The following is an 18,881-nucleotide window of genomic DNA, read 5'->3' as shown; positions in this document are numbered from 1 at the left end:
AATGTTGCTAACGACATGTTCAGCTCGCCGACGCCGAAAATTAGCGGAAAACAAAAACTCTTTGAATTACAGCTTATTGAAAAATCGCACGTCCCCGTTATTTGAGCGCCATCACAGCGTACGACCTCCCGCCCTGGATCACAGAAAATCGCCAATCCTGGCTAACAACGATTTTTATAGAGGTTGCCTAGATTTTTAGTCCTTTCTCGCCGCATTGCCCTCCTGCATCATGAACTCAAAGAAACAAATAAATAACAATTACGCAACATGCGAAGGAGAAGGTTCATGTCTGATAGAAACTTTTGGCAGCGCAGGCTGCAGGAGCAGCGCTTTATCAGCCACGCCATTATCGATGGTCGACCGTACGTCGCGAAAAGCCGTAAAACCTGTCCCGCCATTAACCCAGCCAGCAATACGCTGCTGGCGGAAGTCACCTCGCTGCAGACGGAAGATATCGATATCGCCGTCGCCTCCGCGCGTCGCGCTTTTACCTCCGGCGTTTGGTCAGGTCTGGCGCCACAGGAACGTAAACGCGCGTTGCTGCGCCTGTCGGCGCTGATCCTTCAGCATCGCGAAGAGCTGGCGCTGCTGGAGAGCGTCAGCATGGGGAAACCGGTCAACGATGCGCTGAATATTGATGTCCCCGGCGCCGCGCACATCCTCAGCTGGTATGCCGAAAGCGTAGATAAACTCTACGATGAAGTGGCTCCCGCCAGGCCCGGTGCGCTGGCGACCATCACCCGACATCCCGTCGGCGTGGTCGCCGCCATTGTACCGTGGAATTTCCCGCTGGACCTCGCCTCCTGGAAGTTGGGTCCGGCGCTGGCCGCCGGCAATAGCGTGATCCTCAAGCCCTCGGAAAACTCGCCGTTTAGCGCCCTGCGTCTGGGCGAGCTGGCGCTGGAGGCCGGTATTCCGCCAGGCGTGCTTAACGTGGTGACCGGGCTGGGCACCGAAACCGGGAGCGCGCTGGGACTGCATCACGATATCGATGTCATCGCCTTCACCGGCTCAACCGCCGTCGGCAAAGCCTTTATGGCCTATTCGGCCCAGTCCAATCTGAAACAGGTATGGCTGGAGTGCGGCGGCAAGAGCGCCAATATCATTTTCGCCGACAGCCAGGATCTCGATCTGGCCGCTGAAAAAGCAGCCTTCGGCATCTGTTTTAACCAGGGCGAAGTCTGCTCGGCAAACTCCCGCCTGCTGGTTGAGCGCCCGATTTACGCGGCATTCATCGCCAAACTGCAAGAAAAAATGCAGGCCTGGGCCCCGGCGCATCCGTTCGATGCGGATGCCCGCATGGGGGCCATGGTCAGCGCCGCCCATGCCGAAAAAGTGATGGCGGCTATCCGCCGTGCACAAGACGAGGGCGCAACGCTGCTTACCGGCGGCCGTACGGTGGAAATAGACGGCGTCGCCAACTACGTTCAGCCGACGCTTCTGGCCGACGTAAACGAAGAGATGGCGCTGTGGAAAGAGGAGATTTTTGGTCCGGTGCTGGCGGTTTGCGCCTTCGATAGCGAGAAGGAGGCGGTTCATCTGGCGAATAACCATATCTATGCGCTGGCCGCCTCGCTGTGGACCGACAATCTGCACCGCGCCCATCGCGTCGCCGCGCAGCTGACCGCCGGAACAATCTCGGTAAATACCGTCGACGCGCTGGACGTCACCGTTCCCTTTGGCGGAAACAAGCAGTCGGGCTTTGGCCGCGATCTGTCTCTACATGCCTTTGATAAATTCACCAGCCTCAAAACCACCTGGTTTCAATTTCGCGAGTAGGCCGCAGCCTGCATCACTTTTTCAGTTTCAGCAGACAGGAGAGACGAAATGACTAATCCAAGCAATCAGAACCGTTCGACGTCCGATTACCAACATTCAGATGCGGCTCACCATATTCACGCCTTCCTGGATCAAAAAGCGCTGAACGCCGAAGGGGCGCGCGTGATGGTACGCGGCGAAGGGTTATACCTGTGGGACAATGACGGGAATAAATACCTCGATGGGATGTCCGGCCTGTGGTGTACCCAGTTGGGCTACAGTCGCCAGGATCTGGCGGACGCCGCCGCGGCGCAGTTTGCCAAACTGCCCTATTACAACATGTTCTTCCACACGACCCACCCGGCGGTTATCGAGCTTTCCGAGCTGCTGTTTAGCCTGCTTCCGCCGCACTACAGCCACGCTATCTACACCAACTCCGGTTCGGAATCGAATGAAGTGCTGATTCGCACCGTTCGCCGCTACTGGCAGATCCTCGGCAAGCCGGAGAAAAAGGTGATGATTGGCCGCTGGAACGGCTATCACGGCTCCACGCTGGCGGCAAGCGGGCTCGGCGGCATGAAGTTCATGCATGAAATGGGCGGCGTGATCCCGGACGTGGCTCATATCGATGAACCCTACTGGTTTATGCACGGCGGCGACCTGACGCCGCAGGAGTTCGGACTGCGCTGCGCCCGCCAGCTGGAAGAGAAGATCCTGGAACTGGGGGCGGAAAACGTCGCCGGCTTTATCGCCGAGCCGTTCCAGGGGGCGGGCGGCATGATCTTCCCGCCGGAAAGCTACTGGCCTGAGATCCAGCGTATCTGTCGGCAATATGACGTGCTGCTGTGCGCCGATGAGGTGATTGGCGGCTTTGGCCGTACCGGTGAATGGTTTGCGCATCAGTACTTTGGCTTTGAACCGGATACGCTGTCGATTGCCAAGGGGCTGACCTCTGGTTACGTACCGATGGGCGGTCTGGTGCTGAGCAAACGCATGGCCGACGTGCTGGTAGAAAAAGGCGGCGTTTTCCCACACGGCCTGACCTATTCCGGCCACCCGGTAGCGGCCGCGGTGGCGATTGCCAACCTGAAAGCCTTACGCGATGAAAATCATGTCACCCGGGTCCGCACCGATAGCGGCCCCTATCTGCAAAAAACGCTGCGCGAGGTGTTTGAAAACCATCCACTCATTGGCGAGGTACAGGGCGCCGGACTGGTGGCCGCCCTGCAGTTTGCCGAAGATAAAGCGACCCGCAAACGCTTTGCCAACGAGAACGAACTGGCCTGGCGCTGTCGCACCATCGGCTTTGAAGAAGGCGTGATCATCCGCTCGACGCTGGGGCGCATGATCATGGCGCCGGCGCTGATTGCCGGGCATAACGAACTCGATGAACTGGTTGAAAAAACCAAGCGCGCCGTTGACCGCACCGCTAAAGAGATTGGCCTGCTATAAGTCAATTACTTACTGCTTTTGATTATCTTTTAGCGGAGGCCTTCGGCCTCCGTTTTTACCTGCATTCCACTTAGCAGGATTCCGGGTATCAGCAGACCGTCATGAGATGCGCTTTTAGAGCGTCGGCAAAAAAATGTTGATCTGATACGAACAAGCTTTTATTTTGCTGCTAGTTTTCAAACTGAGATGAAACTGATGCCTACTATTATCGCCAGTAGTATGAAAGAAGCTAAAGAATTAGTTACCGCCAGAAAGTACCGGGAAATAGTACTGAATTTCGATGTTGACGCTGATGATTTTTTCACCCTTGCAACAGCGCAGCATGACACCAAAATCACCATTGCAAACAAAAATAGCCACTCACCGGTTACATTAGAAAAATAATAAAACCCCTGAGGAAATCTTTATGTTGTTGTTTATTGGCACTATTGCTGTCGCTTTTCTCTCTTCCCTGATGCTCATCTGGCTTGACGATCGCATCGCCGAGCAAGAGTAAACCCTCCCCCGATTTAAAGCTCTCCGCACCGGTCATCGGTGCGGAGACAAAAGATTACAGCGATTTCGCCAGACGTTCGACGGCGGTCAGCAGACCGGCTTCAGAAACCGTCGAGTAGGAAAGACGCAGCGTGCGGGTATCCGGATTATCGTTGTAGAACGCTTCACCAGGTACGTAAACCACGCCGTTTTCCAACGTCTTCTCCAGCCACGCCATGGTATCGAACGGATAGCGGAAACGGGCCCAGAGGAACATTCCCCCTTCCGGGCGGCTAAACTCAAGATGCTCGCCAAGACGACTTTCCAGCGCATCAGCCAGCGCCACGCACTTCTTGCGGTAGTCTTCGCGGATCAGAGCGATCTGATCGTTCAGGCGATTCATTTCCAGATACTCAGCAGTGATAACCTGAGAGAGCATATTAGTATGCAGATCCGCCGCCTGCTTCACGATCACCGCCTGGTGCGCCAGCCATTCCGGCATCACGATCCAGCCGATACGCATTCCCGGCGCAAGGATCTTGGAGAACGTGGAGGTGTACACCACCCGTTCTTCACAGCCTTGTTCGATCGCATGTTGATACAGCGGACGACGTACTTTATCGGTGAAGCTGATTTCGCCGTAGGGATCGTCTTCGATGATCACAAAATCATGTTGCTTCGCTAGCGCCACCAGCCGCTGGCGACGATCGTCGCTGAGGGTTTTACCGCCGGGGTTGCCAAATGTCGGCACCAGATAGACCGCTTTAACCTTAGTGGTTTCCAGCAGATCGGCCAGTTGTTCAACCAGCATGCCGTTATCGTCGGTATCAACGCTCAGGATATTCGCCTGCGCCAGCTGGAATACCTGCAGCGCGGCAAGGTAGGTCGGACGTTCAACGACGACCGCATCGCCCGGATCGAGCAGCGTGCGGGCGACGATATCCAGCGATTGCTGCGAACCGGAGGTGATATACACCTGGCTTGCCGAGCAGGCCACGCCGCGTGACTGGCAGATTTCGCTCACCGCCTGGCGCAGCGGCGGATATCCTTCGGTAAGGCCGTACTGGAACGCATCATTAAAACGTTCACTCATCACCTTTTGCACCGCGAGGTTGAGACCTTCGGTATCAAACAGTTCCGGAGCCGGAATACCGCCGCCAAGCGAAATGACGCCAGGCAGTTTACTGTGTTTGAGAAGTTCGCGGACGGCGGAGGGCTTAAGTTCACCCGCGCGGGCGGCGAGGCGCCGATCGTGCATATGCTTTTCCTTTTCTATCTTGTTGTTGTGTTAGTTGTTCGTTGTAGCTTTGCAGGTGCCGGGCAGCGATACTAGCCGCTGCCCGGTTTGCGGCCGTTACTCGTCGTCTTTCAGCACGACTAATGGCTCAATATCGCTCTCTTTTTTCACCACCAGCGAATCATCGCCGCGCAGGCAGGTACCGCCATAGTTACCGCCCACCGTGAAGGTGCACACCTGAATGTACTTGCCGTCAACCTTCGGCAGACACCACAGCTGCTGGTAAATATTTTTGCGATCGACAAATTGCCCGCTGGTCTGATCCAATACCTCATCGTGCGGGCTTATCAGATCGATGTTATTACCGCAGCGCCCGGAGATCGGTTTGACCGCATAACCGGTTTTCGCCAGCTCGTCATTGACCACAAAATCGGTATCCAGCAGATAGCGATGATGTGGGAACAGCGACCACAGCACCGGCAGAATCGCCTTGTTGCCGGGGATAACCGTCCACAACGGTTCGAATACCAATACTTCAGGGCGCAGCAGGACGTCAATCAGGCGCACCTCATTTTGCGGATGACCGGTACGAATCGGCACTGCCGCATACTCATCGGCGCTGACTTCGCGCACCTGCTCGATGGCGGTTTCCCACGCCCAGGTCTTCCACACGCAGTTAACCAAGCGGCCATCGCCGTCGATAAGCTGCCCGGCAGCATCCCAGCGCAGTTCATCAAGGCCAAAGAGAATTTTGCTCTCAAAGCCCGCCTCGGTTAGCGAACGCTGAATAAACTGGGCATGGTAGTTCTCTTCGAGATCCTTATCCTGCATGATATGCACGAACGGCCGCGCGCGGCTGTGCTTCCACGCCCCCGCCAGCTCCTCAAGCAGATTTTCCGCCGGATTATGGCCGGTACCGCGATAGCCCTGTTTCAGCCACTGTTCGAGAATCAATCCGCCTTCCGTATGGCAAGAGGCAGAGTCGGCGTTGTATTCGTACACCTTCAGCCCGCGCTCATCCATGCAGAAATCCATGCGCCCGGTAATCATATGATGACGGCGGCGCTGCCACGAGAGGCGCAGACGAGGCCAGAGAATTTTCGGAATATCGAACAGCGCCAGCAGGTTGTCATCCTTCATCACCTTATCAGTGGCGTGCAGATACATCAGATGCAGTTCATTGGTCGCTTTAATCAGTTCCTGTTCGGCGCTCTCGCTGATGGTGAAGTACTGGTAGGGATCCTGATTGATGAAATGACCGTTGGCTTCAACATAGGCCTTTTGCAGCGCGTCTTTCTCATTGAGCCAGTTACCGCGGAACTGGCCTTTATTCGGCAGCCGCGCGCCGCTGATTTTCATCTCCTCGCCCGGCAGCACCGGCTGCGGCAGGCTATGCTCGGTATCGGCGGTCTGGATCATCCAGCCTAAAATTTCGGTATCGGCAAAGGTATCTTTGATGGTGTAGACGCCGTCTTTCACTTCCAGCGTCAGCTCGCGGGTCCACTGCTGGCCCTGCGGCAGCGGCGCGTGGATGACGTTCTGCTCGGCGATACGGACCTTATTCCCTACCAGTTGCGTAATCACCGCCACGTGTCCGGTATGTTTAAACTCGCCGCCTTTCTGCCAGATTAGCAGCGAACCGGCGATCGGCGGACGGCGCGAGCCGTTGGCGAAGGCCTGCAGGGGAAGAATGTTGTCATTGACCACTTCGCGCAGAAAGCGCAGCGAGAAGATTTCATAAGCCATACCGACGTCGGTAAAGACAAAGCCGTAGGTGAGGAATAAAAAGCGCCGCGCGAACTCCACGCACTGCCATTTATGCCCCATATACTCGTTGCCGATATAGCTGCGGAAAGCGGCGTCATCCGGATAATCTTGTGGGTTTAAACTACTGTAATTCGAAGAATAAATTGCCACGCCGCCCGGCGCGTAGCCCAAAAGCGTGCCGAAAGGGGCGTCAATACTGGTCGATCCTTTACTCATTTAGCCTGACCTCAAATTAATGCAGCCCGGGCAGTTGGCGGAACAAAACTCCCTCTTCTTATCCTGCCGCAGGCACTTACCAGACAGAGGTGAAATGATGATACCACTCATTCGATTCGCTAAACGTGCCCTTATAGAAAATAACCCGGCGTCCATTGGCAAAAGTGATATTGTTAGCCAACACATAACAAAAAAACATCACTACATCAGGAGTCGACAATGAGCGCACCTTCGCATCTCAATGCCCAGCCGCTGGTCTGGGGACATGGCCCACGGACTTTTGAAGTATTCCTCGAACCAACCTGTCCGTTTTCCGTTCGCGCCTTCAACAAACTCGATGAATTGCTGGATGAAGTCGGCGCCGAGAACGTCACGATTAAGATTCGCCTGCAGTCCCAGCCGTGGCATCTGTTTTCCGGGGTAATCGTGCGCTGCGTGCTGGCCGCCTCCACCCTGCCGCACGGCAGAGAGCAGGCGCACAAAGTCCTGCAGGCGGTCGCCGATCATCGTGAAGAGTTTGAATTCACCGACCACTGCAGCGGGCCGAATATGAATACCACTCCGCAGCAAATTATCGAGCGCCTTGAGCGCTATAGCCACGTGTCGCTGGCGGCGGCATTTGCCCGCCCTGAGCTGCAAAACGAAATCAAATGGCACAGTAAATACGCCCGCCAGAACGGCATCCATGTGTCGCCGACGTTTATGGTCAACGGCCTGGTGCAGCCCGATCTCGGCAGCGGCGATGACGTCAGCGTGTGGGCCGCGCGGATTATGGCCTGAGATTAGCTGCTAGACTTTTTTGTACACCTTACTAAAGAGGCAGGTCAGTATGTCCGACAATCAATACCAACCACCGAAAGTATGGGAATGGAAACAGAATAACGGCGGCGCGTTCGCCAATATCAACCGTCCGGTTTCCGGCGCGACGCATGAAAAAGTGCTGCCCGTTGGCAATCACCCGCTACAGCTCTATTCGCTGGGCACGCCGAACGGGCAGAAAGTGACTATCATGCTGGAAGAGCTGCTGGCGCTGGGCGTGGCTGGCGCTGAGTATGACGCCTGGCTGATTCGTATCGGCGAAGGCGATCAGTTTTCCAGCGGCTTTGTCGAAGTGAACCCAAACTCGAAGATCCCGGCGCTGAGCGACCACTCCACCACTCCGCCGACCCGGGTATTTGAATCCGGCAGCATCCTGCTCTATCTGGCGGAAAAATTTGGTTTCTTCCTGCCGAAAGACCCGGCCGGGCGCACCGAAACGCTAAACTGGCTGTTCTGGCTACAGGGCGCAGCGCCGTTCCTCGGCGGCGGCTTTGGCCACTTCTATAACTATGCGCCGGTGAAAATTGAGTACGCCATCGACCGCTTTACCATGGAAGCGAAACGTCAGCTCGACGTGCTGGATAAGCAGCTGGCGCGCGGCCGCTTTGTGGCGGGGGAAGAGTACACCATCGCCGATATGGCGATCTGGCCGTGGTACGGCAACGTGGTGCTGGGCAACGTCTATAACGCCGCGGAATTCCTCGATGCCGGCAGTTACGTTAACGTGCTGCGCTGGGCGCAGGATGTGGGCAATCGCCCGGCGGTGAAGCGCGGACGGATGGTTAACCGCACCAATGGCCCGCTCGACGAGCAGTTGCACGAGCGCCACGACGCCCGCGATTTCGACACGCAGACCGAAGACAAGCGCCAGGCGTGATGCCCTTACCCGGCGGCGCGGAGCTGCCGGGTAAGTTGTCACATCAGTGTTTTACCTTGGTCAGGCGATCGAGATAGCCCATCACAAAGGCTGACAGCACAAATGTGAGATGGATAATGACGTACCACATCAGCTTGTTATCCGGCACGTTCTTCGCATCCATAAACACCCGCAGCAGGTGAATGGAAGAGATAGCCACAATCGACGCCGCCACCTTGTTTTTCAGCGATGTCGCATCCATTTTGCCAAGCCAGTTGAGCTTCTCTTTACCTTCGTTAATATCCAGCGTCGAGACGAAGTTTTCATAACCGGAAAACATCACCATCACCAGCAGCCCGCCCACCAGCGTCATATCGACCAGCGAAAGCAGCGTCAGAATCAGATCCGACTCGCCGACGCTGAAGATATGCGGCAGGATGTGGAATATCTCCTGAAAAAATTTTATCGATAGCGCGATAAGCCCCAGCGAGAGGCCGAAATAAACCGGCGCCAGCAGCCAGCGCGAAGCATAAATAGCGTTTTCCAGAAAGCGTTCCATAAGGTCCTGTCAGTTTGTAAAAATGGCGGCCATTATATCGCAGCTGGTCCATATCAAAACGGTGTGCAGGCGGCGGGGAAATAAAAAAGGCCAACGCAGTGTTGGCCTTTCGGGAGATATCCTGGGGGAAATTACTTCGCTTTGACGGTCTCTTCGCCCACCAGACCAATTTTCAGGTAACCGGCCTGATGCAGCGTATCCATCACTTTCATCATCGTCTCGTAGTCGACGGTTTTGTCGGCGCGGAAGAACACGGTGGTGTCTTTCTTACCCTGAGTCAGCGCGTCCAGCGAGGCAATCACGCTCTCTTCGGTCACCGGATCGTTGCCGAGGAACATCGATTTGTCGGCTTTCACCGACAGGTAAATCGGTTTTTCCGGACGCGGCTGCGGCTGGCTGGATGAGGCAGGCAGATTGACTTTGACGTCCACGGTGGCCAGCGGCGCCGCCACCATGAAGATAATCAACAGCACCAACATGACGTCGATAAACGGCGTCACGTTAATGTCGTGCATTTCGCCGTTATCATCGAGGTTTTCGTTAAAATGCATCGCCATAGCGGATCAACCTACCCGTAATTTCTGCGCCGGACGCAGCGGCTGAGAACCACTGGCGTTCAGGTCAAGGTCACGGCTTTGCAGCAGCATAATCTGCGCGGCCACATCGCCGAGAGAGGCTTTGTAGCTGGCAATCATGCGGGCGAAAACGTTGTAGATAACCACCGCCGGGATCGCGGCAAACAGACCAATCGCCGTTGCCAGCAGCGCTTCAGCGATACCCGGCGCGACAACCGCGAGGTTAGTGGTCTGCGTTTGCGCGATACCGATAAAGCTGTTCATGATGCCCCAGACGGTACCGAACAGGCCGACGAACGGAGAGATGGCGCCGATAGTCGCCAGATAACCGTTGCCGCGGCCCATATAGCGGCCAACCTGCGCCACGCGGCGCTCAAGGCGGAAACCGGTACGTTCTTTAATGCCTTCGTTGTCATCCACGCCTGCCGACAGTTCCAGCTCATTATTGGCTTCGTTAATCAGCTGAGTGGTCAGGCTTTTAGCATGGAATCCATTCGCGATAGTGTTAGCCTGATCGAGAGAACGCGCTTCGCTGAGCTGCTGCTGCTCACGCTTGAGGCGACGCTTGCTGGACAACATTTCGGCGCCCTTGCCGAAGAAGATAGCCCAGGTGACTACCGAAGCCAGAATCAAGCCAATCATCACAACCTTAACGACAATATCGGCGTGATGATACATACCCCAAACGGAGAGATCCGCCTGCATCAAATTATTACCCACACTGTTTCTCCAGGAGTCAATCACAAAAACTGAGCATAATAATATCAAAACGACATCGAATTGATAGTGGTTCTCATTAGTATTTACACTGTGCAGCAAATCACGTTTATTTTCTTTGCGCTTACGCAGTAAAAAAGCGGCTGACGCCGGTTTCGGGAAAATTTTTGCCTGTATCGTTTCCGGCCCGGTACACAAACCGGTATTCATGGTAGTTTAGACGTCCAGACGTATAAAAACAGGTTTCTATAACATGGCTGATAAACATCTTGATACCGCGCTGGTCAACGCCGGGCGCCGCAAAAAATATACTCAGGGTTCGGTGAATAGCGTTATCCAACGCGCCTCATCGCTGGTGTTTGATACCGTCGAGGCTAAAAAACACGCCACCCGTAACCGCGCCAAAGGCGAGCTGTTTTATGGCCGCCGCGGCACGCTGACCCACTTTTCGCTGCAGGAAGCCATGTGCGAACTGGAAGGCGGCGCTGGCTGCGCCCTCTTCCCCTGCGGCGCGGCCGCGGTCGCCAACACGATTCTGGCCTTCGTCGAACAGGGCGACCACGTGTTAATGACCAATACCGCCTATGAACCCAGCCAGGACTTCTGCACGAAGATCCTTGCGAAGCTCGGGGTGACGACCGGCTGGTTCGATCCGCTCATCGGCGCGGATATCGCCAACCTGATTCAACCCAATACTAAAGTCGTGTTTCTTGAATCCCCCGGTTCGATCACCATGGAAGTGCATGATGTGCCGGCCATCGTCGCCGCCGTGCGCCGCGTCGCGCCGGAAGCCATTATCATGATCGATAACACGTGGGCGGCAGGGGTACTGTTTAAAGCGCTCGATTTTGGTATCGATATCTCTATTCAGGCGGCAACGAAATATTTAATTGGCCACTCCGACGGGATGATCGGCACCGCGGTGGCCAACGCCCGCTGCTGGGAGCAATTATGTGAAAATGCCTATCTGATGGGCCAGATGGTCGATGCCGACACCGCCTACATGACCAGCCGCGGCTTGCGTACGCTTGGCGTCCGCCTGCGTCAGCATCATGAAAGCAGTCTACGCGTCGCCGAATGGCTGGCGCAGCACCCGCAGGTGGCGCGAGTCAATCATCCGGCGCTGCCGGGCAGCAAGGGCCACGAGTTCTGGAAGCGCGACTTCAGTGGCAGCAGTGGTCTGTTCTCTTTCGTCCTTAATAAACGTCTGACCGACGCCGAACTGTCAGCCTATCTGGACAACTTCAGCCTGTTCAGCATGGCCTACTCGTGGGGCGGGTTCGAATCACTGATCCTCGCCAACCAGCCGGAACATATCGCGGCCATCCGCCCCGGGGCGGAAGTGGATTTCAGCGGCACTCTTATTCGACTGCACATAGGTTTAGAAAATGTTGACGATCTGCTGGCGGATTTAGCGGCAGGTTTCGCGCGTATCGTGTAAAGTGACAGGAAGTGGCAACAAAAGCGGACGCTTTCAGAAAAGCGGCCGCTTTTGTTGCGCCCGGGATCAAGGTGCTCGGGCCGCTTCAGGAGTACACTAGTCGAAAAACGGTACCACTTAGGAAAGTCCATGGTTGTCATTCAAGAGATTGTCGCCGCGCTGTGGCAACATGATTTTGCCGCATTGGCAAACCCTCACGTTGTGGGTTTTGTATATCTGGTCATGTTCGCGACCCTGTTTCTGGAAAACGGGCTGCTGCCGGCTTCATTTTTACCGGGCGATAGCCTGTTGCTGCTCGCTGGCGCGTTAATCGCCAAAGGCGTCATGGATTTTGTCCCCACTCTCGCCATTCTGACCGCCGCCGCCAGCCTCGGCTGCTGGCTGAGCTATTTACAGGGGCGGTGGCTGGGTAATACCACTGTGGTTAAAGGCTGGCTGTCGCATTTGCCGCACAAATATCATCAGCGCGCCACCAACATGTTTGATAAACACGGCCTGCTGGCGCTGCTGGCCGGACGCTTTCTGGCGTTTGTCCGCACCCTGCTGCCAACCATGGCGGGTATTTCCGGCCTGCCGAATCGTCGTTTCCAGTTCTTTAACTGGCTCAGCGGTCTGCTGTGGGTTGGCGTCGTCACCGGTCTCGGCTATGCGCTGAGCATGATCCCGTTCGTGAAAAACCACGAAGACCAGGTCATGACCTGCCTGATGATTTTACCGATCGCCCTGCTGGTAACCGGCCTCGTTGGTACGGTTATCGTCGTTATCAAGAAGAAATACTGCAGCGCCTGATTCACTCGCGCCGGATGGTCTCAAAATCCCCGGTAGCGCTGGCGCTTACCGGGGCTACAGGCGCCGCATCCTTATCAAATCCCCTGCATCGTGCGAATACGCGCGGCATCTTCACCCGGTGTAATACCAAAATAGCGTTTAAACTCACGGCTAAACTGCGAGGCGCTTTCATAGCCGACGCGCATCGCCGCCGCGCTGGCTTTCATGCCGTCATGAATCATCAGCATTCTGGCCTTATGCAGGCGATAGGTCTTCAAATACTGCAGCGGCGAGGTGCTGGTAACCGATTTAAAGTTATGGTGAAACGCCGAGACGCTCATATTCGCTTCCGCCGCCAGCTGGTCGACGCTGAGGTTTTCGGTGTACTGGCTTTCAATGCGCTTCAGGACGCGGCTAATCAGGCTAAAGTGCGTCTGCCGGCTCACCAGCGCCAGCAGCGCCCCGCCGCAGGGGCCAATCAGGACGTGATAAAGGATCTCGCGGATAATCTGTTTGCCGAGAATGCGCGCGTCCAGCGGTCGCTCCATCACGTCTAACAGGCGTTCCGCCGCACAGAGGATCTCTTCTGATAGCACCGCCGAGTTGATCCCGCTGGAAGCGACCGACGGCTGAAAAAGCTCATCTTCGCCGATATCCATCAGCAGCTCCTGCAACTGCAAAATATCGACATTCAACCGCATTCCCGCCAGCGGCACTTCCGGAGTCGCGAAGGTTTCGCATTCGAACGGTAGCGGGACGGTTAACAGTAAGTATTCGTTGGTGTCATAACGGAAGGTTCGTTCATTGATATAGCCAATTTTATGGCCGGAAAAGAGAAAAACGATCCCCGGCTGGTACATCACCGGCGTACGGGTGCCCGGCTGTGTCCCGTACAGCAGACGGATATCCGGCAGCAGGTCACTTAGCATTTCTTGCTTATCTTTCAGCTTATTAACCTTGTCTGTTAATAGCTGGCATATCTCGGCACGGTTCATTTTCGCTGCTTCTCCGACGATTTTTCTACGTCCTTATTGTGCGTAGTTTCCTTCCTTTTCTCCAGTCCAATGGAGAAATGGGCAAGACAATGGCAGGAATGTGCATTGAGAGGAAACGGGCGCAGGAACACAATAGCCGCCATCGGGCAGAGAGTCGTCCTTTCTGCCGGGAGTTTCATCTTTATGAGGGCACCAGCCATGAATAACTTCAATTTACATACCCCAACCCGCATTCTGTTCGGCAAAGGCGCCATCGCCGACCTGCGCGAACAAATCCCAGCCGGCGCTCGCGTGCTGGTGACTTACGGCGGCGGTAGCGTGAAGAAAACCGGCGTACTGGATCAGGTACTGAGCGCGCTGGCTGGCTTTGACGTGCTGGAATTCGGCGGGATTGAGCCAAACCCGTCTTACGAAACGCTGATGAACGCGGTAAAACTCGCCCGCGAAGAGAAAGTGACCTTCCTGCTGGCGGTTGGCGGCGGTTCGGTGCTTGATGGCACCAAGTTTATCGCCGCGGCCGCGCACTATGACGCGAATATCGATCCGTGGGAAATTCTGGAAACCTACGGCAGCAAGATTACTCGCGCCATTCCGATGGGCTCGGTATTGACCCTGCCGGCGACCGGTTCCGAATCAAACAAAGGCGCGGTTATCTCGCGTAAAACCACCGGCGATAAACGCGCGTTTATGTCCGAACACGTTCAGCCGGTCTTCGCAATCCTCGATCCGGTTTACACCTACACCCTGCCGCCGCGCCAGGTCGCTAACGGCGTCGTTGACGCTTTCGTCCATACCGTTGAGCAGTACGTGACCTATCCGGTAAACGGCAAAATTCAGGACCGTTTCGCCGAAGGCATTCTGCTGACGCTGGTGGAAGATGGCCCGAAAGCGCTGCAGGAGCCGGAGAACTACGACGTGCGCGCCAACATTATGTGGGCGGCGACGCAGGCATTGAACGGTCTCATCGGCGCAGGCGTCCCTCAGGACTGGGCGACCCACATGCTCGGCCATGAACTGACGGCGATGCACGGCCTGGATCACGCTCAGACGCTGGCTATCGTGCTGCCGGCGCTGTGGAATGAGAAACGCGATACCAAGCGCGCTAAGCTGCTGCAGTACGCCGAGCGCGTGTGGAATATTACCGAAGGTTCCGAAGAACAACGTATCGATGCCGCTATCGCCGCAACCCGTCGTTTCTTCGAGCAGATGGGCGTGCCGACTCGCCTTTCCGATTACGGTCTTGACGGTAGCTCCATCCCGGCGCTGCTGGCGAAACTGGAAGAACACGGCATGACTAAGCTTGGCGAAAATCAGGATATCACTCTGGACGTCAGCCGCCGTATTTACGAGGCTGCCCGCTAAGTTATCCCCGCCTGATTCACCTCTCCTTACGTTAAACAAACGTCCGGGAGAGGTGTTTTTACTACCGTTTTTAGCTATTTCGTCCAGACTTAATGCTACCCCTCGGCGGATTTTTAACGCTGAGTTCATTAACAGGAGGAAGGCATGACACATCCAACCGTTATTAAACTACACGACGGCAACCTGATGCCGCAGCTGGGTCTCGGCGTGTGGAAAGCAGGCAACGAGGAAGTCGTCTCCGCCATTCATAAGGCGCTGGAAGTCGGTTATCGTTCTTTTGACACCGCCGCCGCGTACCAAAATGAGGCTGGCGTCGGCAACGCGTTAAGCAGCGCGGGCGTCAATCGCGATGAGCTCTTCATCACCACCAAACTGTGGAATGACGATCAAAAACGGCCGCATGAAGCGCTAAAAGAGAGCCTCAGCAAGCTGAAACTGGACTATGTGGATCTCTATTTAATCCACTGGCCGGTGCCAGCGATAGGCCATTACGTCGAAGCCTGGCAGGCGCTGATCGAACTGCAGCAGCAGGGGCTGGCAAAAAGCATCGGGGTGTGTAATTTCCAGGTGCCGCATCTGCAAAAGCTGATCGATGAAACCGGCGTCGCTCCGGTGATCAACCAGATTGAGCTGCACCCGTTAATGCAGCAGCGCCAGCTGCACGCCTGGAACGCCACCCACAAAATCCAGACCGAATCCTGGAGCCCATTAGCGCAGGGCGGCAAGGGAGTTTTCGATCAGAAGATTATTCACCATCTGGCGGATAAATATGGCAAAACGCCGGCGCAAATCGTCATTCGCTGGCATCTCGACAGCGGACTGGTGGTGATCCCGAAATCCGTCACGCCATCGCGTATTGCGGAAAACTTTGACGTCTGGGACTTCCGTCTCGACAAAGACGAACTCAGTGAAATCGCTAAGCTGGACCAGGGCAAACGTCTCGGCCCCGACCCGGATCAGTTCGGCGGGTAATCCCCTTCACTTTTGCCTTTAGCGCCGCGCGGCGCTAAAGGCTTTCGCAAATTAAATGGATATCCTCAGGCTCCAGCGCAAATAGCTCCGGGTCGGGCTCATCAATTAAACGACAGCCCTGGGAAAGATAAAAATCAACGGTACTTTTGTTAGGGATGGACGAAATATACAGGCCGGACGCGTCAAGGGCAGGAAGCTGTTGCAGCGCATAATCAAACAGACGTCGCCCCCATCCCTGACCGCGCTGCGCCGCGCCCACATAAAAGAATAGCAGTTGGCGTAGATCGCCATTTTTACCCCGTGGCAAGGTATCAATCGCCGCCGCGGCAATGATTTTATCCTGCTCGAAAAAGGCGAAAAAAATACCGCCGCGATCGTAGCAGGCCTCGTGAATAGGCGTATAAATCTGGCGATCGTGAGGATCCCAACCTCGCACATCATAATATTGCGGGTACGCCTGAAGCCGGCCATTATCGAGCTTATAAAGGGTGTCGATAATTTCACTGCGATCTATCTCCCACAACATTTCCAATTGTTGTCGCGACAGGATTACCGGCGTCATTATCGTTCTCTCTCCTTATATGACAGGTTTTCCCCCGGCGATCGCAACCGCCGGGGAAGCGTCTTAGCGGGACGCTGTCTTCGGCTTAATACGCTTTTTCGCCCCCGGAGCGGCCGGCGTCTGGCGCTGATGCGCAACCGGCGTATGCTTGGTCAGCGCCGGGCGGGTATGACGGTTCTGGCGACGCGCTTCACGCATCTCGTCCAGCGTCGGCGCCGGTACCAGGCAGTCACGGCGTGAACCAATCAGATGCTTTTTACCCATCGCCTCCAGCGCCTGACGGATCAGCGGCCAGTTTGCCGGATCGTGATAGCGCAGCAGCGCTTTATGCAGACGGCGCTGTTTATCGCCCTTCGGCACCACCACGTCCTCGCTCTTATAGCCGATTTTACCCAGCGGGTTCTTGCCGGTGTAATACATGGTGGTTGAGTTCGCCAGCGGCGACGGATAGAAGTTCTGTACCTGGTCGAGACGGAAGCGATGACGCTTCAGCCACAGCGCCAGGTTCACCATATCTTCATCGCGCGTCCCGGGGTGGGCGGAAATAAAGTACGGGATAAGGTACTGTTCTTTACCCGCCTGCTTCGAATAGGTATCAAACAATTCTTTAAAGCGGTCATAGCTGCCCATGCCCGGCTTCATCATCTTCGACAGCGGCCCCTCTTCGGTATGCTCCGGAGCGATCTTCAGGTAGCCGCCGACGTGGTGGGTCGCCAGTTCTTTGATATAGCGCGGATCCTCTACGGCGATGTCGTAACGCACACCCGATGCGATAAGGATTTTCTTGATGCCTTTCAGGTCGCGGGCGCGACGGTACAGATTGATCGTCGGCTCATGGTTGGTGTCCATGTGCGGGCAGATATCCGGATAGACGCACGACAGACGACGGCAGGTCTGCTCGGCGCGCGGCGATTTACAGCGCAGCATATACATATTGGCGGTTGGGCCGCCAAGATCGGAAATAATGCCGGTAAAGCCGGGAACCGTGTCGCGAATCGCTTCGATTTCATTAATGATCGAATCCTCGGAGCGGCTCTGGATGATGCGCCCTTCATGCTCGGTGATCGAGCAGAAAGAACAGCCCCCGAAGCAACCGCGCATGATGTTGATAGAGAAGCGAATCATCTCGTAGGCCGGGATACGCGCATCACCATAAGAAGGATGCGGCACACGCTTGTACGGCAGCGCAAAGACGCTGTCCATCTCTTCAGTCGACAGCGGGATCGCCGGCGGGTTAACCCAGATATAACGCTCGCCGTGCTTTTGCATCAGCGCGCGGGCGCAGCCTGGGTTGGTTTCATGGTGCAGAATGCGCGACGCGTGAGCGTACAGCACTTTGTCGCCTTTGACCTTCTCAAAGGATGGCAGTAATACGTAGGTTTTTTCCCACGGTTTTGGCCGCGGCGGCTGCACGACAACGGCTTTGGCCTCGGCTTTTTTCGGCGCCACCGGTTTGTTGTCTGCGCACGGCAGGTCTTCACCGTACGGATGCGGAATCGGGTCGATTTTGCCCGGCGTATCCAGACGCGTGGAGTCAACGCCGCTCCAGCCCGGCAGCGCCTCTTTTACCATGATCGCGGTATTACGCACATCGCGAATATCGCCGATGTCCTCGCCCATCGCCAGACGATGCGCCACTTCAACCAGCGGGCGCTCGCCGTTGCCGAACATCAGCATATCGGCTTTCGAATCCACCAGCACCGAGCGGCGCACGGTATCGGACCAATAATCGTAGTGCGCGGTACGGCGCAGGCTGGCCTCAATACCGCCGAGGATCACCGGCACGTCTTTCCATGCCTCTTTACAGCGCTGGGTATAAACCAGCGTCGCGCGGTCCGGGCGCTTACCCGCGACGTTGCCGGCGGTATAGGCGTCGTCATGGCGCAGCTTACGGTCGGCGGTATAGCGGTTGATCATTGAGTCCATATTGCCCGCGGTCACGCCGAAGAACAGATTCGGCTTACCCAGGCGCATGAAGTCTTCTTTGCTGTTCCAGTCCGGCTGGGAGATGATCCCTACGCGGAAGCCCTGCGCTTCCAGCATACGGCCGCAGATAGCCATGCCGAAGCTTGGATGGTCGACGTAGGCGTCGCCGGTCACCAGAATAATGTCGCAGCTATCCCAACCAAGTTGATCCATCTCTTCACGCGACATTGGTAAAAATGGCGCAGGGCCAAAACAGGCAGCCCAGTATTGCGGCCAGGAAAATAGGTCACGATCCGGCTGGATCAGGGATATTGCGCTCATATTGCTTCCGGGGAAAATGATAAAAAAATAACCAAAAGGGCGTGGATTATAAGCCGGAATGATAGTGGAAATGAAGGAGGATTTTCTCAAACCCTGACCGTGTT

Annotated in this window: 18 protein-coding genes; 9 read left to right on the top strand and 9 right to left on the bottom strand. The window is 55.9% G+C overall.

Features of this window, described 5'->3' with window-relative positions; all coding sequences use genetic code 11:
• Positions 1 to 285 precede the first annotated feature (285 nt).
• The 3 genes from ABLV66_RS03655 (at position 286) to ABLV66_RS03645 (ending at position 3,594) form a co-directional block, all read left to right on the top strand.
• Entirely contained in the window at positions 286 to 1,779 is a 1,494-nt protein-coding gene (locus ABLV66_RS03655) for an aldehyde dehydrogenase (RefSeq protein ID WP_047043007.1), read from the top strand.
• Positions 1,780 to 1,827: 48 nt separating this feature from the next.
• Positions 1,828 to 3,210, top strand: a complete 1,383-nt coding sequence (locus tag ABLV66_RS03650; protein WP_042897817.1) for an aspartate aminotransferase family protein — start codon at positions 1,828 to 1,830, stop codon at positions 3,208 to 3,210.
• Positions 3,211 to 3,405: 195 nt separating this feature from the next.
• A complete protein-coding gene (locus ABLV66_RS03645; RefSeq protein ID WP_348876224.1) occupies positions 3,406 to 3,594 on the top strand; it encodes a hypothetical protein in 189 nt (62 codons plus the stop codon).
• A 166-nt stretch (positions 3,595 to 3,760) separates the two neighbouring features.
• Here the strand turns inward: ABLV66_RS03645 and ABLV66_RS03640 are convergent, their stop codons facing one another.
• The 3 genes from ABLV66_RS03640 to ABLV66_RS03630 form a co-directional block, all read right to left on the bottom strand.
• Positions 3,761 to 4,942 (bottom strand): aminotransferase-like domain-containing protein, encoded by a 1,182-nt coding sequence (locus ABLV66_RS03640; protein WP_015703496.1) that lies wholly within the window; start codon positions 4,940 to 4,942, stop codon positions 3,761 to 3,763.
• Between the two features lie 96 nt (positions 4,943 to 5,038).
• Positions 5,039 to 6,904: a bifunctional glutathionylspermidine amidase/synthase gene (gene gss, locus ABLV66_RS03635; protein ID WP_032712528.1), complete on the bottom strand. Its 1,866-nt coding sequence runs from the start codon at positions 6,902 to 6,904 to the stop codon at positions 5,039 to 5,041.
• A gap of 76 nt (positions 6,905 to 6,980) precedes the next feature.
• Positions 6,981 to 7,103 carry a hypothetical protein gene (locus ABLV66_RS03630; protein ID WP_306463112.1) on the bottom strand — a complete coding sequence of 41 codons (123 nt, stop codon included), beginning with the start codon at positions 7,101 to 7,103 and terminating at the stop codon, positions 6,981 to 6,983.
• Between the two features lie 20 nt (positions 7,104 to 7,123).
• Here ABLV66_RS03630 and ABLV66_RS03625 point away from each other — a divergent pair, with 20 nt between their 5' ends.
• The gene (locus tag ABLV66_RS03625; RefSeq protein WP_015703498.1) at positions 7,124 to 7,684 is read left to right on the top strand and encodes a DsbA family protein; all 561 of its coding nucleotides are present in this window, start codon (positions 7,124 to 7,126) and stop codon (positions 7,682 to 7,684) included.
• A gap of 49 nt (positions 7,685 to 7,733) precedes the next feature.
• Complete coding sequence (gene yghU / locus ABLV66_RS03620; protein WP_015703499.1) at positions 7,734 to 8,600, top strand: glutathione-dependent disulfide-bond oxidoreductase; 867 nt, start codon at positions 7,734 to 7,736, stop codon at positions 8,598 to 8,600.
• 43 nt (positions 8,601 to 8,643) lie between these two features.
• On the opposite strand, the gene ABLV66_RS03615 is transcribed toward yghU, so the two are convergent.
• From ABLV66_RS03615 to exbB, 3 genes are all read right to left on the bottom strand, one after another.
• Positions 8,644 to 9,138 carry a TIGR00645 family protein gene (locus ABLV66_RS03615; RefSeq protein ID WP_032712529.1) on the bottom strand — a complete coding sequence of 165 codons (495 nt, stop codon included), beginning with the start codon at positions 9,136 to 9,138 and terminating at the stop codon, positions 8,644 to 8,646.
• A 131-nt stretch (positions 9,139 to 9,269) separates the two neighbouring features.
• On the bottom strand, positions 9,270 to 9,695 hold the full coding sequence (exbD, locus tag ABLV66_RS03610) for a TonB system transport protein ExbD (RefSeq protein ID WP_015369671.1): 426 nt from the start codon (positions 9,693 to 9,695) through the stop codon (positions 9,270 to 9,272).
• 6 nt (positions 9,696 to 9,701) lie between these two features.
• The gene (exbB, locus tag ABLV66_RS03605; protein WP_015369670.1) at positions 9,702 to 10,433 is read right to left on the bottom strand and encodes a tol-pal system-associated acyl-CoA thioesterase; all 732 of its coding nucleotides are present in this window, start codon (positions 10,431 to 10,433) and stop codon (positions 9,702 to 9,704) included.
• 250 nt (positions 10,434 to 10,683) lie between these two features.
• Here exbB and metC point away from each other — a divergent pair, with 250 nt between their 5' ends.
• Together metC and yghB are read left to right on the top strand one after the other, a co-directional pair.
• Complete coding sequence (gene metC, locus ABLV66_RS03600) at positions 10,684 to 11,871, top strand: cystathionine beta-lyase (protein ID WP_047043019.1); 1,188 nt, start codon at positions 10,684 to 10,686, stop codon at positions 11,869 to 11,871.
• Between the two features lie 129 nt (positions 11,872 to 12,000).
• Positions 12,001 to 12,660, top strand: coding sequence for a DedA family general envelope maintenance protein YghB (gene yghB / locus ABLV66_RS03595; protein ID WP_047043022.1), 660 nt, complete (start codon positions 12,001 to 12,003; stop codon positions 12,658 to 12,660).
• A gap of 74 nt (positions 12,661 to 12,734) precedes the next feature.
• Here yghB and ABLV66_RS03590 read toward each other — a convergent pair whose 3' ends face one another.
• The gene (locus ABLV66_RS03590) at positions 12,735 to 13,634 is read right to left on the bottom strand and encodes an AraC family transcriptional regulator (protein WP_045392143.1); all 900 of its coding nucleotides are present in this window, start codon (positions 13,632 to 13,634) and stop codon (positions 12,735 to 12,737) included.
• Between the two features lie 198 nt (positions 13,635 to 13,832).
• Here ABLV66_RS03590 and yqhD point away from each other — a divergent pair, with 198 nt between their 5' ends.
• Together yqhD and dkgA are read left to right on the top strand one after the other, a co-directional pair.
• Entirely contained in the window at positions 13,833 to 14,996 is a 1,164-nt protein-coding gene (gene yqhD, locus ABLV66_RS03585) for an alcohol dehydrogenase (RefSeq protein ID WP_047043028.1), read from the top strand.
• A 144-nt stretch (positions 14,997 to 15,140) separates the two neighbouring features.
• Positions 15,141 to 15,968, top strand: coding sequence for a 2,5-didehydrogluconate reductase DkgA (gene dkgA / locus ABLV66_RS03580; protein ID WP_015369664.1), 828 nt, complete (start codon positions 15,141 to 15,143; stop codon positions 15,966 to 15,968).
• A 34-nt stretch (positions 15,969 to 16,002) separates the two neighbouring features.
• Here the strand turns inward: dkgA and ABLV66_RS03575 are convergent, their stop codons facing one another.
• The gene (locus tag ABLV66_RS03575) at positions 16,003 to 16,530 is read right to left on the bottom strand and encodes a GNAT family N-acetyltransferase (protein WP_047043031.1); all 528 of its coding nucleotides are present in this window, start codon (positions 16,528 to 16,530) and stop codon (positions 16,003 to 16,005) included.
• 63 nt (positions 16,531 to 16,593) lie between these two features.
• Positions 16,594 to 18,777, bottom strand: coding sequence for a YgiQ family radical SAM protein (locus ABLV66_RS03570; protein WP_047043034.1), 2,184 nt, complete (start codon positions 18,775 to 18,777; stop codon positions 16,594 to 16,596).
• Between the last annotated feature and the right edge of the window lie 104 nt (positions 18,778 to 18,881).

It is taken from the genome of Klebsiella sp. CN_Kp073, from assembly GCF_040065495.2.
Classification (GTDB): domain Bacteria; phylum Pseudomonadota; class Gammaproteobacteria; order Enterobacterales; family Enterobacteriaceae; genus Klebsiella; species Klebsiella aerogenes.
The sequence above is the reverse complement of the archived record's forward strand: the minus strand, read 5'-3'. Positions and strand labels throughout refer to the sequence as shown.

What these genes read in the sequence shown, in the direction of transcription:
- ABLV66_RS03645 (WP_348876224.1), top strand. Translation starts at nt 3,406, where the DNA reads ATGCCTACTATTATCGCCAGTAGTATGAAAGAAGCTAAAGAATTAGTT.
- dkgA (WP_015369664.1), top strand. Translation starts at nt 15,141, where the DNA reads ATGACACATCCAACCGTTATTAAACTACACGACGGCAACCTGATGCCG.
- ABLV66_RS03640 (WP_015703496.1), bottom strand. Translation starts at nt 4,942, where the DNA reads ATGCACGATCGGCGCCTCGCCGCCCGCGCGGGTGAACTTAAGCCCTCC.
- ABLV66_RS03630 (WP_306463112.1), bottom strand. Translation starts at nt 7,103, where the DNA reads ATGTTTTTTTGTTATGTGTTGGCTAACAATATCACTTTTGCCAATGGA.
- ABLV66_RS03615 (WP_032712529.1), bottom strand. Translation starts at nt 9,138, where the DNA reads ATGGAACGCTTTCTGGAAAACGCTATTTATGCTTCGCGCTGGCTGCTG.
- ABLV66_RS03650 (WP_042897817.1), top strand. Translation starts at nt 1,828, where the DNA reads ATGACTAATCCAAGCAATCAGAACCGTTCGACGTCCGATTACCAACAT.
- metC (WP_047043019.1), top strand. Translation starts at nt 10,684, where the DNA reads ATGGCTGATAAACATCTTGATACCGCGCTGGTCAACGCCGGGCGCCGC.
- gss (WP_032712528.1), bottom strand. Translation starts at nt 6,904, where the DNA reads ATGAGTAAAGGATCGACCAGTATTGACGCCCCTTTCGGCACGCTTTTG.
- ABLV66_RS03625 (WP_015703498.1), top strand. Translation starts at nt 7,124, where the DNA reads ATGAGCGCACCTTCGCATCTCAATGCCCAGCCGCTGGTCTGGGGACAT.
- ABLV66_RS03655 (WP_047043007.1), top strand. Translation starts at nt 286, where the DNA reads ATGTCTGATAGAAACTTTTGGCAGCGCAGGCTGCAGGAGCAGCGCTTT.
- ABLV66_RS03575 (WP_047043031.1), bottom strand. Translation starts at nt 16,530, where the DNA reads ATGACGCCGGTAATCCTGTCGCGACAACAATTGGAAATGTTGTGGGAG.
- yghU (WP_015703499.1), top strand. Translation starts at nt 7,734, where the DNA reads ATGTCCGACAATCAATACCAACCACCGAAAGTATGGGAATGGAAACAG.
- yqhD (WP_047043028.1), top strand. Translation starts at nt 13,833, where the DNA reads ATGAATAACTTCAATTTACATACCCCAACCCGCATTCTGTTCGGCAAA.
- exbD (WP_015369671.1), bottom strand. Translation starts at nt 9,695, where the DNA reads ATGGCGATGCATTTTAACGAAAACCTCGATGATAACGGCGAAATGCAC.
- yghB (WP_047043022.1), top strand. Translation starts at nt 12,001, where the DNA reads ATGGTTGTCATTCAAGAGATTGTCGCCGCGCTGTGGCAACATGATTTT.
- ABLV66_RS03570 (WP_047043034.1), bottom strand. Translation starts at nt 18,777, where the DNA reads ATGAGCGCAATATCCCTGATCCAGCCGGATCGTGACCTATTTTCCTGG.
- ABLV66_RS03590 (WP_045392143.1), bottom strand. Translation starts at nt 13,634, where the DNA reads ATGAACCGTGCCGAGATATGCCAGCTATTAACAGACAAGGTTAATAAG.